Annotated in this window: 13 protein-coding genes; 1 reads left to right on the forward strand and 12 read right to left on the reverse strand. The window is 47.0% G+C overall.

Annotated elements, in window-relative coordinates:
• Positions 1-9: 9 nt before the first annotated feature.
• Entirely contained in the window at positions 10-1,983 is a 1,974-nt protein-coding gene (locus IRJ25_RS06915) for a methyl-accepting chemotaxis protein (protein ID WP_269317995.1), read from the reverse strand.
• Between the two features lie 233 nt (positions 1,984-2,216).
• On the opposite strand from IRJ25_RS06915, the gene IRJ25_RS06920 reads away from it, so the two are divergent.
• On the forward strand, positions 2,217-2,852 hold the full coding sequence (locus IRJ25_RS06920; RefSeq protein ID WP_269317996.1) for a peroxiredoxin-like family protein: 636 nt from the start codon (positions 2,217-2,219) through the stop codon (positions 2,850-2,852).
• Positions 2,853-2,901: 49 nt separating this feature from the next.
• On the opposite strand, the gene IRJ25_RS06925 is transcribed toward IRJ25_RS06920, so the two are convergent.
• The 11 genes from IRJ25_RS06925 to adhE all read right to left on the reverse strand — a co-directional run bounded on the left by IRJ25_RS06925 (position 2,902) and on the right by adhE (position 14,679).
• Positions 2,902-3,432, reverse strand: a complete 531-nt coding sequence (locus IRJ25_RS06925; protein WP_214783228.1) for a GNAT family N-acetyltransferase — start codon at positions 3,430-3,432, stop codon at positions 2,902-2,904.
• 50 nt (positions 3,433-3,482) lie between these two features.
• Positions 3,483-4,130, reverse strand: coding sequence for an alpha/beta family hydrolase (locus tag IRJ25_RS06930; RefSeq protein ID WP_269317997.1), 648 nt, complete (start codon positions 4,128-4,130; stop codon positions 3,483-3,485).
• Positions 4,131-4,139: 9 nt separating this feature from the next.
• Positions 4,140-4,895: a UMP kinase gene (gene pyrH, locus IRJ25_RS06935; RefSeq protein ID WP_269317998.1), complete on the reverse strand. Its 756-nt coding sequence runs from the start codon at positions 4,893-4,895 to the stop codon at positions 4,140-4,142.
• A gap of 67 nt (positions 4,896-4,962) precedes the next feature.
• Positions 4,963-5,265, reverse strand: a complete 303-nt coding sequence (locus IRJ25_RS06940) for a hypothetical protein (protein ID WP_269317999.1) — start codon at positions 5,263-5,265, stop codon at positions 4,963-4,965.
• A gap of 82 nt (positions 5,266-5,347) precedes the next feature.
• Complete coding sequence (locus tag IRJ25_RS06945) at positions 5,348-5,869, reverse strand: GNAT family N-acetyltransferase (RefSeq protein WP_269318000.1); 522 nt, start codon at positions 5,867-5,869, stop codon at positions 5,348-5,350.
• A 141-nt stretch (positions 5,870-6,010) separates the two neighbouring features.
• On the reverse strand, positions 6,011-7,921 hold the full coding sequence (locus tag IRJ25_RS06950) for a PTS fructose transporter subunit IIABC (RefSeq protein WP_214783216.1): 1,911 nt from the start codon (positions 7,919-7,921) through the stop codon (positions 6,011-6,013).
• Entirely contained in the window at positions 7,918-8,847 is a 930-nt protein-coding gene (gene pfkB / locus IRJ25_RS06955) for a 1-phosphofructokinase (protein ID WP_269318001.1), read from the reverse strand. Before pfkB ends, IRJ25_RS06950 begins: the two co-directional genes overlap by 4 nt.
• A complete protein-coding gene (locus IRJ25_RS06960; RefSeq protein WP_214734776.1) occupies positions 8,844-9,587 on the reverse strand; it encodes a DeoR/GlpR family DNA-binding transcription regulator in 744 nt (247 codons plus the stop codon). The genes pfkB and IRJ25_RS06960 overlap by 4 nt, the downstream gene beginning before the upstream one ends.
• Positions 9,588-9,722: 135 nt before the next feature.
• Positions 9,723-10,637 carry an alpha/beta hydrolase gene (locus IRJ25_RS06965; protein ID WP_269318003.1) on the reverse strand — a complete coding sequence of 305 codons (915 nt, stop codon included), beginning with the start codon at positions 10,635-10,637 and terminating at the stop codon, positions 9,723-9,725.
• A gap of 84 nt (positions 10,638-10,721) precedes the next feature.
• Positions 10,722-11,906, reverse strand: coding sequence for a hypothetical protein (locus IRJ25_RS06970; RefSeq protein WP_214783207.1), 1,185 nt, complete (start codon positions 11,904-11,906; stop codon positions 10,722-10,724).
• 181 nt (positions 11,907-12,087) lie between these two features.
• Positions 12,088-14,679, reverse strand: a complete 2,592-nt coding sequence (adhE, locus tag IRJ25_RS06975) for a bifunctional acetaldehyde-CoA/alcohol dehydrogenase (protein ID WP_159562238.1) — start codon at positions 14,677-14,679, stop codon at positions 12,088-12,090.
• Positions 14,680-14,709 lie beyond the last annotated feature (30 nt).

A 14,709-nucleotide genomic window follows, 5' to 3' on the forward strand; every position in this document is an offset into this window, starting at 1 on the left:
TTTTTCATTTTACAGTTTGAACCGCGAGACGAGGTCTTGTAACTCCTCGGCCATGGTCGCGAGTGCTTTTGCTGACTGCGATACTTCTTCAATCGATTTCAATTGATTATCGGTCGTTGCCGCCACTTGCTTCGAGACGCTCGAATTCTCATCGGCGATGTCGGCGATTTGTGATGCCGTCGCTGCCACTTCCTGAACGTTTGCTGCAATCTCCTCGACGGTTGCGGTCACGTCTTCAATCCGTGGCGTCATCGCCACTGTCCGCTCCTTGATTTTCTCGAATCGGTCTGCTGTCATCTCAGATGACGCCAACCCTGCTTTCGTATGAGTAGATACTTCCTGCATCAACTGTACAGACTGTTCCGTCTCATGCTTGATTCGATCAATCAACGCCGCAATTTGTTTCGTCGACTGTTGTGACTGTTCTGCTAGTTTACGCACCTCGCTCGCAACGACCGCGAATCCTTTGCCGTTCTCACCCGCACGTGCTGCTTCAATGGCAGCGTTCAAGGCTAACAGGTTCGTCTGTTCAGCGATTCCATTGATGACCGTGACGATTTCTCCAATCTCGTTTGAGCGACGTGCCAATGAGTGAATGACACCCTCGAATGTCACGACAGACGCATCGATCGCCTGCATCTGCTTCACGTTCTCTTTCACGGTCGTCGAACCGTCTTCCGCCTCATTCGAGGTTTCGCGTGAAAGTTCAGAAACGTCCATTGAACTCTCTGAGATTCGCATGATGCCCGATGTGATCGCTTGGAGCGATGTCGCATTGTCGTCGAGTTGTCGCTTCGAGCCATCGGCGCTGACTGCCATTTGATCAACTGCACGGGCAATCTGTTCCGACGAGGCCGTATTGTGAGCCGAATTGGCCATCAATTCTTGTGACGATGCGGCCACTTGACTGATTGAATCATCGAGACGGAGTAATACCATACGAAGTGAATCGCTCATTTCGTTAAAACTCTCTGAAACACGCCCGATTTCGTCGTTCGATAAGACGGTGATTGGCTCTGTTAAATCACCTGATTTGATCCGTTCTGCTCCCTCTGTCAATAAACGCAACGGACGTAAGATGGAACGGAGGACAAAGTAGAGAAGAATGGCTGCAATCCCGAACATCCCGATGATGACGAATCCAGTTGTCCAAAGAATCCCGACTGTCTCGTCTTGAATCTCACCGTCATATAACGTTCCGGCAATTTTCCATCCGGTGATTGGGTTCGTCACGAATGCTTTCTCCACGCCTTCCCCATTCTCCGATACAGACAGAGTCCCTTCTTCCTTGGAAAAGAGCGAATCTGTCCAAGATTCATCAATCTTTTCACCGACAGCCGTCGACGGATGAATGACGACTTGTTCTGCCTGGTCGAAGATGGCAACGTATCCTTCTTTCCCGATTTGAATTGTGGATGCCACTTCAGCGATATCGTTCACATCGACGTCAACGGCGACCACACCACTACCGTCTGAAGTCTTCTTCGAAACCGTGATCATCATTTTTTGAGAGGCGGCATCGACGTACGGATTCGTGATGGCAACATCTTGTCCACTTGCTTCAGCCGCTTCATACCATGGACGAGTTCGTGGGTCATATCCTTCTGGCAATTCCTGTTCAGGATAGATCGTCATCGCGCCTTCCGTTGAAGCAAAGTAGATGTTCGTCACTTTTGGATGTGTCTCCAAATACTCGGTAAACTTCTCTGCTAACGCTTGATTCGCTTCTCCCTCTTCATAAATGGAACTATCAATCCGATTCGCAAAAAATGAGATGTCCGTTTGAATCGGTTCGATGAGGTTTGTGACCTCGTTGTTCATCCGGTCTACCCCCGAATTGGCGGACTGGATCATTTGAGATTCGATTTTACCTTTCGCCTGCGAATAGGCGACGATTCCAATCAATGTGGCTGGAATAAGTAATAATAGAACGGATAAGACAATCAATTTTTGCTTGATACTAATGGTGCGCTTCTGTTTCATAAAACATCTCCTAACCCGAATAAAATGTTCAAGCGAGTTCGATGAGTCGAATCCCCCTTGGGTTATTCATCATATCGGTCAAAAATCATTAAATCTGAAGAATTGATTGAATTATTCGAAAATTATTTTTCGGAAACTGAAATGGAGTTTCACCGTTGTGTTCGATTGAACAAATCATACTATTCGTATTTAGTTAAAATTTGAGTTACCAAATCGGAAGAGGGAGTCACATGATGAATTCATTATTGGAAGAAATCAAATCCTATAAAGATCAGTTCAAACAAAATGCACCTGCCGAGAAGCAACGATTGATGGCTCAGGCGACTCAAGAATTGAAAGATTCAGGCATCGCAACAGGGTTAACAGTTGTAGATCAAGCGCCGTCGTTTGAATTGCCTCACGCGGACGGGACAACCGTCAATTTGAAAACGCTCCTTGAAAATGGACCAGTCATCGTCACATTTTACCGAGATGGATGGTGCCCATACTGTAACCTCGAGCTCCGCGCTTACCTGCGCGAATTGGCAACGATTCAAGAAAAAGGCGCGACTCTTGTCGCGATCAGTCCGGAAACGCCGGATTATTCCCTTTCGACGAAAGAAAAGAATGAACTTGATTTTTATGTATTGAGTGATGTTGATAATATTGTCGCACGTCAATTCGACCTCGTCTTTGACATGCCAGATTACTTGATTGATATTTATAAAGCATCTGGACTAAATGTCGATGCACATAACGGGAACGAAGATTGGCAGTTGCCGAAACCGGCCACGTTCATCATCCAATCTGATGGAACGATTTCGTTCAGTGATGTGCCTGCTGACTATACAGAACGTGTCGACCCGAAAACGGTTATTGAAAAATTGTAAATTAAAGGAGATGACGCGCATCATCTCCTTTTCTATTCACTTATTTCGTTTATTGTCTTATAAACTCCTCGTGCAATATCGCGTACACCATGCTATCGGTCCATTCATTCTTATTCCAATAGTCTCTCAAGAAATGAGCTTCTTTTCTCATTCCAACCCGTTCGCATAATTTCTGGGAAGCTACATTTCTGGCGTCGAGATTAGCTTGTACCCTATGTAGATTGAGCTTTGTGAACAACTCCCCTAGCAATCCGCTCACTGCCTCCGTCGCATATCCTTTTCCTGAATGTGAATCAGAAAAACAATACCCAATCTCTACCGTATCTTTCATACCCGTGTACCAAACTGTGAGATCCCCAATCACTTCATCTTGATGTACGACTGCTAAATTCAACGTACTAGTCTCGGTAAGAATAGAATTTGTTAGTTTTTTATCAAATTCTTTCTTCCTGTTTTCAGACGTCCATGGCTCATGCAAAAGATATCTGCATACTTCTGGTTTTGTATACATTTCGAATGTAGCATGCAAGTCTTTCTCCATAAATGGTCTGATTTCTAAACGCTCAGTGGTAAATTTCAAGTCGACTCCTCCCTTTCATTTGATCGCGCAACTCTCCTCCGGTTCACGACCTATGAGGACATGATAAATTGCTCCACTCGCTTGAGAAGTGTTTCAAGTAACCGTAGTGACCGGTATGTCTCTCCTGTGTACTCGAGGCTATGATTCATCTCCTTGACAATCTCGAGTTCGGTCAAGGCCAGATGTTCAAGACGCTTCATTCTCTCATCTACATAATGTTGGTCCGCCGTTCCTATGAGAATCATCTGTTGTCCTTTATGAGACTGGATCGATTCATATATGTCGTCTTGTTTCAACAAAGGTGTCAACCAAACGAGTTTGGCATCATGAAACACGTTTCGGGTGAGTTCACTTGCCATCGCAACCGTACCGAGCGATTTTCCGACGATGATGTATTGTTGAACGGAATCAGTATGTAGGATTTGATCGATGACGAGTCGAACATCATCAACAATTGCCTTATTTACATCGACTGAATCGTACCGCTCGTCGCGATAGTTATAGTTGACTTCGAGAACGTTCAACCCATTCTCTATGCACAATCCAGTCGTATAGCGAAACATTGGAGAATCATTTGTATATCCGTATCCGGGCAACAAAATCACGAGTGTGTCGGATGACGAATCAGGCTGCAGGTACGAATACGGGACGGCTATTCCGTTTTTCCCAATGACGTGACCATCTGTTACTTCATACATGCTGTCTCCTCAATTCTGCAAGAGCTGCGTTTCATGGTGATGAATCATCGTTCCAATGCTCTCTCCTTCGAGAATACGATGAATGGCGTTCCGCTCCTTGAAGTCGAACAAGTGAATCGGCAAACCGTGATCTCTCGCGAGAAGCAATGCCGATTGATCCATCACTTTCAAATCATTCGAAATGACATCGTTATAGTGAAGGGTTTCAAATTGACGAGCGTCCGAATCCAAACGAGGATCGCGGTCATATACGCCGGAGACACCGTTCTTTGCCACGAACAAGGCATCACATCCCACTTCGATGGCACGCTGAACAGCAGGATAGTCTGAAGAGACGAACGGTTGACCGTTACCGCCTGCAAAAATGACGATATATCCTTTTTTCAAATGATTGATGGCTCGAAGTTGAATGTACGGTTCGGCTACGCTCGGCATTGGAATCGATGTCATGACGCGCACTTCTCGAGTCGTATCTCGTTTCAAGATTCCACGTAGCATCAATGAATTCATGACCGTCCCGAGCGTCCCGATACTGTCAGCCTCCACTCGATTGATCCCCCACACTTCTGCTTGATTCCCGCGAAAAAGATTTCCCCCGCCGACCATGATACATACTTCAACCCCGCTTTTTGGGAGTGACAATATTTCTTCAGCTATCAGGCTGAGACTCATTTCGTCAAAATTATTCGTTCCATCACCGGCTAGAGCGGCTCCACTTAACTTGATACAAATTTTTCGGTGCTTCAATGTCTCCCAACCCTTCATTTGGAATTTTTTGTTCAATTCAGTATAGAAGAGATTGTTTGATTGAACAACAGTATTCCATTTTGATTCAATGGGACATTTTTTCGTATTCTTTGTAAGTCTCCTCAAACATATAAAGTCCACCGATCTCTTCATCGATAAACGTATACAAAGACATTTCAAAGTCTGAAGGTTGTCTTTCGGTGAAACACTCTTTTACTCTAAGTAACCCTTCTCTTATATACAGCTTTCCCTTTTCGGTATTCTCGTTTGAGATATAGTACCGTCCAAGATCAAGGTGGTCACGAGGGAATTCTGGGTACTCTGCAATCGCCTTTAACAGATACGCTTCATACTGATCTGGACGTTCATAACCATGTAGATTGGCCATCGAATAGTAGAGGGTCCCTTTTGATTTAGCATCCATTTCACTCAACAAAAAAAGACCGTAGAACATTCTACAGTCTTAAAGCTCAGGCTCCCATGATGGAGTCATGACGGGTCGTTTCCCATCCATACGCCACTTCTCGAAGCATCAATTCACCAAACTCTCGATCTTTCTGGTCGATGACCTGCCCTTGTTTTCGCTCATAAAAAGTACGAAACGGATTCATCTCAAGTGCCCAGATCAAGAGTCCTGCCTCACACATCGATTGCACGGCATGTTCAAGGAGAGCGGACCCGATTCCGTTCCCTTGATGATTCTCTAAAATATAAATGGCATACACTTCATTCGTGTGGTCTGGATACTCTCCTGTCCGCTCTTCTCCGTAAAGAACGAAGCCCACGATTTCGTCCTCGACAATCGCCACAAAGCCGGCTACTTCTTGCCGACGAAGGGCGGTCCGCAAGCATTCCGCCCATTCGATGGAGCCGGATGATACTTTTAGCAAATACTCGGTCGGTACGATCCCCCGATAGGTCGTACGCCACCCGTTCACACGCACTCTCGCAATCCCATACACATCATCTGGTTTGGCGACCCGAATGTCCAATGTGACCCCCTCCTCACCCGAAGCTTTACAAATAGTTTACCACAAATCCCCAACTTGCAATCCGAGATTATGTGAAAATTGAACGGACATCCACAACAAAAAAGACGTCACCTTTAGATAAAGGCGACGTCTTTTATCACGTTATGCAACTTCTTTAGATTGGACTGGTGTAGAAGTTGTTAACGGTTTTTTCAAGAACGAGAGGAGCAATGCTCCGACCACCGCACCTGCCAAGATGGCGAGTGCATAGAGGCCCATACTCACCGCGACGTTTCCAGCTCCTTCAAGAAGTGGGAAGACGAAGATTCCTCCGTGTGGCGCTGGTAATTGAATCGTGAAGAATGCGGATAATCCTCCTGCGATGGCAGAACCGAGAATCGCTGATGGAAGAACGCGAATCGGGTCCGCAGCTGCGAATGGGATTGCCGCTTCCGTGATGAACGAAGCTCCCATGATATATGCTGTTTTTCCTGCTTCGCGCTCTTGTTTCGAGAACTTTTGACGAGCGAAGACAGTTGATGCGAGTGCGACGAGGAGTGGTGGTACCATCCCTCCAGCCATGACGGCTGCCATGACTTCTTGGTTACCCGCTGTGAGTGCTGCCGTTCCGAAGACGTATGCTGTCTTGTTGATCGGACCACCCATATCGACTGCCATCATCCCACCGACGATGACTCCTAAAAGGATAGCGTTTGCGCCGCTCATACTGTTCAACGTATCCATCAACCATGTCATAAGTGCAGCAATCGGTTCATTGACGACGAGCAACATGACCATACCTGAGATAAATGATCCAAGTAAAGGATATAAGAGGACCGGTTTGATTCCTTCAAGTGAAGCTGGCAACTTCGCAAGTGCCTTTTTCAAGAAGAGGACGACATAACCTGCCAAGAAACCAGCGATGAGACCACCGAGGAATCCGGCGTTCCCTTGACTTGCAAGTACCCCTGCCACAAGACCTGGTGCGAGACCTGGGCGATCGGCAATCGACATCGCGATAAAACCGGCGAGAATCGGAACGAGGAAGCCGAATGCAGCTCCACCGATTGTCATCAATTGTGCAGCAAATTCATTGTAAGACGGGTCATCCGGGTTAGCAGAGTTGATGCCCCAGAAGAAGCTGATGGCAATCAAGAGTCCACCTGCGACAACGAGTGGAAGCATCGCAGATACACCGCTCATCAAGTGCTTGTACACGCCTGTACGTTGTTCTTTCGAAGCGCCACCTGATGTTTTCGAAGCCTCATATACCGGCGCATCTTGTTTCACCGCACGATTGATAAGTTCTTCAGGTTTCCGAATCCCTTGTGCGACCGGAACTTCGATGACTCGTTTACCAGCGAAACGATCCATTTCAACAGCCTTGTCCGCTGCGACGATGATCGCTGTCGCCCGGTCGATATCCGCGCGCGTCAATTCATTTTTTACACCAGTCGATCCGTTCGTTTCGACTTTAATATCGACGCCCATCGCTTCCGCTTTTTGCTTCAAGCTATCTGCTGCCATATACGTATGAGCGATTCCTGTCGGGCATGCCGTGACCGCTAAAATGAACGGTGCATCTTCATTCGTCTGTTTGACGACTTCCGGCTTCGCTTCTGCCGCTTCTTTTTCTTCGATGGCACGGATGACATCGCTTTCAGAAGTGGCTGCATAGAGACGCTCTTGGAATGCAGGGTCCATCAAGTAAACTGAAAGTTTAGAGAGTGTTTCAAGGTGTTCATTATTCGCGTTTTCTCCTGCCGCAATCATGAAGAAGAGGCGGCTCGGTTGTCCGTCTAACGCTTCGTAGTCGACGCCTTCCGAGCGACCGAATGCGATTGCTGGCGTTTTGACCGCACTCGTTTTCGCGTGAGGAATGGCAATCCCTTCTCCGAGGCCGGTCGTGCTCTCGCTTTCACGTTTTAGAATCGCATCGCGATAACCGTTGCGATCGGATAGTTTACCAGCGCGATCGAGGACATCGACAAGTTCTTCGATGACCTCACGCTTAGAACTCGCGCGTAGATTCAATTGAATCGTGTCGCGTTGGAGCAAGTCCGTGATTTTCATGTTGTTTCCTCCATTCGTTTAAGTGGCGTAAGTTGTACTTGATCGATCAAGCGATCGATCTCTTGTTTTGAACATAGGCCGAACGTATAAGCAGATGCGCTTCCTGTCGTGACCGCGTATCGAAATGCTTCTTGTTCACCTTTTCCTTTCACATTCGCGACAAATCCGGCGACGAGTGAATCTCCTGCACCAACCGAGTTCACAAGTTTCCCGACCGGTGTGTTCGCTGTGACGGCTCCGTCCTTGTTAACGAGTAGTGCCCCGTCTCCCGCAAAGGAGATGATGACGTTTTTCGCCCCGCGTTTGACGAGCTGTTCGGCATAAGGTAGAGCTTCTTCAAACGTTTCAATCTCGGTATCAAACAATTCACCTAATTCATGGTGGTTCGGTTTGATCATGAGTGGTTCGAGGGCGAGCACCTCGAGCATGGCATCTTTCGTTGTATCGACGACAAAGTCGGCACCTTTTTCGCGAATCGATTCAGCAATGGTCCGATATAGCGAGTCTGGTAGGTTGCTCGGGATACTACCCGCGAGGACGACGATATCGCCTTCTTGAACTTGATCGAACTTGGCCGTCAACAGTTCGAGCTCGCGCTCTGTGATATTCGGTCCGCTCGCATTCAGTTCTGTTTCCTCTTTCGCCCGAATCTTGACGTTGATCCGGGTGTTCCCATTCACCTCTACGAAATCGGTGTGTACACCGTGATCGACGAGTGACTTTTTAATGAAGTCACCGGTCGTCCCACCGATGAAACCAAGCGCTTTCGTCTCTTGTGCATATTCCCGAAGAACGATGGAGACGTTGATTCCTTTACCGCCTGCGCGCTCCGTCGTCTCTTCGATTCGGTTCACTTCTCCTAGATGTACTTCAGGTAATGTTACGTAGTAATCAATAGAAGGGTTGAGTGTTAACGTGTAAATCATTTCGCATTCACCACCTTTGTGATTGTTTGGATGGAACTCATTGACTCACTGCTTGATGTGATCAACTGTGCGGCATCTAACGTCGCGACTCGGCTGAACGTTCGTTTCCCGATCTTCGATGCGTCCGCGAGTACGAACGAGGTTTGTGCCAATTCGATTGCCGTTTTTTTGACAAGCGCTTCTTCTGGGTCCGGGGTCGTGTAACCCGCTTCAAGGTCGATTCCATTCATTCCGAGAAAGGCGAGGTCGACGCGATAATTCATCATGCTCTCCCGTGCGTTATACCCAACCAATGCCTGAGTGGAACGCTTTAATTCTCCGCCAATCACAAACGTCTTAATATCAAGATCAAATAATTCATTCGCAATCGGTAAACTGTTTGTGACGACGACAATCTTTTTGCCTTGTAAAAACGGAACCATCGCCTGAGTGGTTGTACCGGCATCTAAATAAATCGACATCCCGTCTTCGATGAACGTTGCGGCCTTCCGTGCAATCGCAACTTTTTCATCTACGAACCGGTCTCGCTTTTCTTCGAATGTCGGTTCCTCATCTGGAGTCGCAATGAGTGTTGCGCCTCCGTGAACCCTTGCCAGATACCCTTCCGCTTCGAGGTCCGTCAAATCTCGACGAATCGTCGACTCGGATGAATCCGTCAAATCAACCAATTCTTTTAATTTGACGACCTTCTGTTCAGATAAGCGTTGCAAAATCAACTGATGTCGTTGTTTCGTTAACATCTTGTTCCCTCCATACGTCTAATATAAAGCGTTTTCATTATAAAAACAACTAAAATCATTCAAAAACATTCATTTTCATTCAATTTGTCACAATTATAACATAAAAAACGGTCAATAAATGACCGTTTTTCGAGTTTATGACTGTTTTTTTAACCATTCATCCAATTCTTGAACGAGTTTTGGATGAATCGGCGCATCGATTGCTTCACGATACTCTTTGTGCAGCATGAGAAGCGAATGGGGTGACTCCCGTGTCACGAGCAGATGATTCATATCTTCGATGATTGACGAGGTGACCTCACCTTTTGTTTGAATCATATGGACGTGCTCTGGTGGGACTTGCACATCACGCCCCCCGGTAATCGCAAGAACCGGGACGGTCACATGCTCCAATCGTTCCCGGACGTCATAGGATGCATGTTCACGAATCCATTTCGCATTTACGACTTGACCTCGATATTTGAAAGACGAGACGTTCGTCCGTAAAGAACGCTCTAACAAATCGTCCTGTCGCTGCCTAACTTTTTTGGCAACGCCCGTCAACCGGTAGAAGAGACCTTTTATCCCTTTCACATGTTCGATGTCTTTAGCGAGTGCATCTGCTTGGTATAAGAACATCCGCTTGGACGATTCATGGAAACCGGAAAGTAAAATCAGTCCATCAGCCTTCGTCTCAAGTTGAACGGCAGGAGCAAGAACGGCCCCTTCACTATGACCAAGTAGATATAAGCGATTCACATCGGCCAGTTGTCGAATGGTGCGCACGACAAGAATCGCATCGTTAATCAAATCATGTAAACCGACTTTATTGAAGTCCCCATCGGACTTGCCAATCCCTTGTTTGTCATATCGGAACACGTTGTATCCGCGGTCGTACAACGCTTCTGCCAACTTGGCATACGTATTAAAACCGACACCACCCATATTGCCGTCACGGTCACTCGGCCCACTTCCGCTCAACATGACGATTGTCGCCCGGGGCTCCTCATGGGAAAGAAAAGTTCCTGCAATCGTTCCATATGCTGTCGTAATCGTCATCTCTTGTTTCATCGTATCGCCTCCATTACTATCATACCCGAAACCGACATCTAAAAAAATATGTCGCCGTCTTCTCAGACAGCGACAATGATTAGGTCAGTCAGTTAGCCAATCGTGCAGCCAATCGACCGCACCCGTTAATCCATCTTCCGACAGCCGTTCGAACGTATCTTTCTCCGTGAACACATGCCAGCTTCCTTCTAATGAGTCACTCAACATCAAATAAGGGATTCCTGCTTCATCGTAAGCGTCACCCGGTGAACTTGCCAACGAACGCACTTCTAGTTCAGCGAATGGCGCCCGTTCTAGAACTGGATAAGATTTCATCCCTTTCGTCCGAACGTATAGTGGACCATCACCAGTCCCAAGAATATCGAGCATGACGATCGTTTCCACTTTTTCTTTTTGTTCCCCTAGCCGTTCAAGGAAATCGTCACTCGCTTCTCTAGAGTCGCCGTTTCCATTCAAAAAGACATATCGAATCGTATAGTCTGGCATTTCCTCGTTCATCACCTGCATCAGATGATATAAGACCGTAGACGGACCGACGGCAGACAAATAATGGGCCCCGTGCCAGGAAGAATCGAGTCGTGACATGAGAACAATCTCTTGATCCGTCTTGCCTTTTTGGACAAATTCGACATACGGAATTTCTTCATTATAGGGCTTGACTTGAATCGTTTCCCCGTCCTTCAGTTGTTCAGCCGTATCCAAGTCTACCCCTGTACCATTTAACGGCATATAAGATGACGTGAAAACGAAACCCGTCTCATATGGGTCGTCTTCAAAAGGGGTGATCAGGTATCCTGCAGCTCCCTTAGATGCGAGCTCTGACAAGTACGCGTTCGCTTCCTGGTCATTCAAAACCTCACCTGCGTAATCGACGGTATACGCATCTTCGATGTTGTCATATGAAAATTTTGTCGTCGGTAAGACAATCACTTTCTCTTTCACGTCCGGAATATCTTGTCCCCACGTCATATGTAAAATCGTACCTTTGAACGGTTGATCAAACGTCATCGATGAAAACCCCTCATACGTTTTATCCCCCATTTCAATCTCAGTCCAGCCGGTTATCCGTTCTGTGTAAAGGAGGTTTCGGTCCATGTCGATGGGTAATTCGGTTCCGAATGATTCAAAAAAGTCGGCACTCTCCCAACTATCCGCATTTCGATCGACTGATGAAATATATTCAGCGGTCTCGAGCGGCGTCGGATGGATTGGATTGAAGAAAAGAAAAACTGTCGCGATTGAACGCAACAAACTAATCAATATGAACATTACACGATCCCCATTCATCAATAAATTACTATACATACCATTTTTTATTATATACAGCTATTTATCGTCTGACTATTCAATTTTTTATCAATTTAAATATAATTTTAGAATCCGAATATCATATTCCGATCACAAGAAAAGCCCGTTCGAGTTGAACGGGCCCACTTGTAAATGTTGATCCTTATACGCCTTCGTATGCTGCGTACATGATCTCTTTCAATTCTTCAACAAGCGGCATTTTCGGATTCGCCGTTGTACATTGGTCTTCGAATGCGTCGACCGCCATCTTGTCAATCTTCGCATCGAGTTCTGCTTTCTTGATGCCTTGCGCCTTGAACGAAAGTTTGATGTTCAAGCGTTGACCGAGCTCGATGATCGCCTGGACGAGTGACTCGACACCTTCAGCTGTCGTGCTTGCTGGAAGACCGAGGTAACGTGCGATTTCTGCGTAACGTTCGTCAGCGATGAATGACTCATATTTCGGGAACGCCGCAAGTTTCGATGGGCGTGTCGCGTTGTAACGGATGACGTGTGGCATGAGGATTGCGTTCGTACGACCGTGTGGTACGTGGAACTCTCCACCGATTTTGTGAGCGATCGAGTGGTTGATACCGAGGAACGCGTTCGCAAATGCCATACCCGCCATCGTTGAAGCATTGTGTACTTTCTGACGAGCTTCCGCGTCGCTACCGTTTTCATACGCTTTTGGTAGATAATCGAAAATCATCTTAATGGCGCGGAGGCAAAGTCCGTCTGTGTAATCATTCGCCATGACAGAAACATATGCTTCGATTGCGTGTGTCATGACGTCCATTCCTGTATCAGCCGTGATTGAAGCTGGGACGGTCATGACGAACTCTGGGTCGACGATGGCGACGTCTGGTGTGATTGCATAGTCAGCAATCGGATACTTCACGTTACGTTTTTTGTCAGTGATGACAGTGAACGGTGTCACTTCAGAACCTGTACCAGACGTTGTCGGGATGGCGATAAACATTGACTTGTTACCTAATGTCGGGAACTTGTACGTCCGTTTACGGATATCCATGAATTTCTGGCGTAGGTTAGAGAATTTCTCTTCTGGACGTTCGTAGAAGAGCCACATGCCTTTCGCAGCATCCATCGGTGAACCACCACCAAGTGCGATGATCATGTCTGGTTGGAAGTGACGCATCGCTTCGGCACCGCTCATGACTGTTTCAACAGATGGATCAGGTTCGACCTGGTCAAAGATGCGGTACTCGACGCCAGCAGGCAAGTTTTTGATGACTTTGTCAGCGAATCCGAGTTTGACCATCATTTCATCTGTGACGATCATCGCCCGTTTCTTCGTTGTGAGCGATTGAAGGTATTGTACTGAGTTTTTCTCGAAATAGATTTTTTCAGGTACTTTGAACCATTGCATATTCACGCGACGTCTCGCCACCTTTTTCACGTTGAGTAGATGTTTCGCCGTCACGTTTTCTGAGACGGAGTTTTTACCGTAAGACCCACAACCGAGCGTGAGGGATGGTGTCATTTCGTTGTAAAGGTCACCGATTCCACCGTGTGCTGAAGGCGAGTTGACGATGATACGGCAAGCTTTCATACGGAGACCGAATTCAAGGATGGCATCGTCATCTGTTGAGTGGATGACCGCTGTGTGACCGAGACCACCAATCTCAAGCATTTTTTCAGCGATTGCGAATCCTTCTTCACGTGATTGAACTTTATACGCACCGAGAACCGGGCTTAATTTTTCGTGAGAGAGAAGTTCTGTTGCGCCAACTGTTTCGAGTTCTGCAATCAAGATTTTCGTATCAGCCGGTACTTTGAGACCTGCCTGTTCAGCGATCCATGCTGCCGGCTTCCCGACGATTTCAGGGTTGACAGCACATGTATCCGTCCGAATGACGAGCGTTTCAAGTTTTGCTTTTTCTTCTGGTGAGCAGAAGTAGCAACCGAGTGCCGTCATCTCTGCTTTCACTTCTTCATATACTTCTTGGTCGACGATGATCGCTTGTTCAGACGCACAGATCATACCGTTGTCAAACGTTTTTGAAAGGATGACGTCTGAGATGGCGCGTTTCACTTTTGCAGTCTTATCGATATAGGCTGGTACGTTACCAGGTCCGACACCGAGAGCCGGTTTACCAGTCGAGTAAGCGGATTTGACCATTGCCGCCCCACCCGTCGCAAGGACCATCGCCACGCCAGGGTGGTTCATGAGTGCTTTCGTCGCATCGAGTGATGGAACTTCAACCCATTGAATTAAGTTTTCAGGAGCACCTGCCGCCACTGCTGCGTCACGAAGGACACGGGCCGCTTCACTTGAACATTGTTGCGCTGATGGATGGAACGCGAAGATGATCGGGTTACGTGTCTTGATAGCGATGATTGCTTTGAACATCGTTGTCGATGTCGGATTTGTGACCGGTGTGACACCAGCGACGACACCAACTGGCTCCGCGATGTATGTGATTCCGTTTTGAACGTCATCTTCAAGGACGCCGACCGTTTTCTCACCACGGAGTGAGTTATAGATATATTCTGTCGCAAAGATGTTTTTGATCATCTTGTCTTCAAAGACACCGCGACCTGTTTCTGTATGTGCTAATTTCGCGAGTGCGACGTGTTGCTCAAGTCCTGCAAGCGCCATCGCCTGTACAATATGGTCGATTTTCTCCTGGTCGAACGTCATCAACGTATCGAGTGCTTTATGCGCACTGGCTACGAGCGTGTCCACCATTTGTTCTGCCGTTGTTTCCACTTTTGCTTTCTCTTTGACTGCCATGTTAGGTTCCTCCTCATAAGTGAGAGCTTT

Source organism: Exiguobacterium sp. KJ 601 (assembly GCF_027161185.1).
Classification (GTDB): domain Bacteria; phylum Bacillota; class Bacilli; order Exiguobacteriales; family Exiguobacteriaceae; genus Exiguobacterium; species Exiguobacterium profundum.

Excerpts from the sequence above, each read along its gene's own strand:
- IRJ25_RS06930 (WP_269317997.1), bottom strand. The coding sequence starts at position 4,130 with ATGTATGAAGTAACAGATGGTCACGTCATTGGGAAAAACGGAATAGCC.
- pfkB (WP_269318001.1), bottom strand. The coding sequence starts at position 8,847 with ATGATTTACACGTTAACACTCAACCCTTCTATTGATTACTACGTAACA.
- IRJ25_RS06965 (WP_269318003.1), bottom strand. The coding sequence starts at position 10,637 with ATGAAACAAGAGATGACGATTACGACAGCATATGGAACGATTGCAGGA.
- IRJ25_RS06950 (WP_214783216.1), bottom strand. The coding sequence starts at position 7,921 with ATGAAAATCACGGACTTGCTCCAACGCGACACGATTCAATTGAATCTA.
- pyrH (WP_269317998.1), bottom strand. The coding sequence starts at position 4,895 with ATGAAGGGTTGGGAGACATTGAAGCACCGAAAAATTTGTATCAAGTTA.
- IRJ25_RS06920 (WP_269317996.1), top strand. The coding sequence starts at position 2,217 with ATGAATTCATTATTGGAAGAAATCAAATCCTATAAAGATCAGTTCAAA.
- IRJ25_RS06915 (WP_269317995.1), bottom strand. The coding sequence starts at position 1,983 with ATGAAACAGAAGCGCACCATTAGTATCAAGCAAAAATTGATTGTCTTA.
- IRJ25_RS06960 (WP_214734776.1), bottom strand. The coding sequence starts at position 9,587 with ATGTTAACGAAACAACGACATCAGTTGATTTTGCAACGCTTATCTGAA.
- adhE (WP_159562238.1), bottom strand. The coding sequence starts at position 14,679 with ATGGCAGTCAAAGAGAAAGCAAAAGTGGAAACAACGGCAGAACAAATG.
- IRJ25_RS06940 (WP_269317999.1), bottom strand. The coding sequence starts at position 5,265 with ATGGCCAATCTACATGGTTATGAACGTCCAGATCAGTATGAAGCGTAT.
- IRJ25_RS06970 (WP_214783207.1), bottom strand. The coding sequence starts at position 11,906 with ATGTTCATATTGATTAGTTTGTTGCGTTCAATCGCGACAGTTTTTCTT.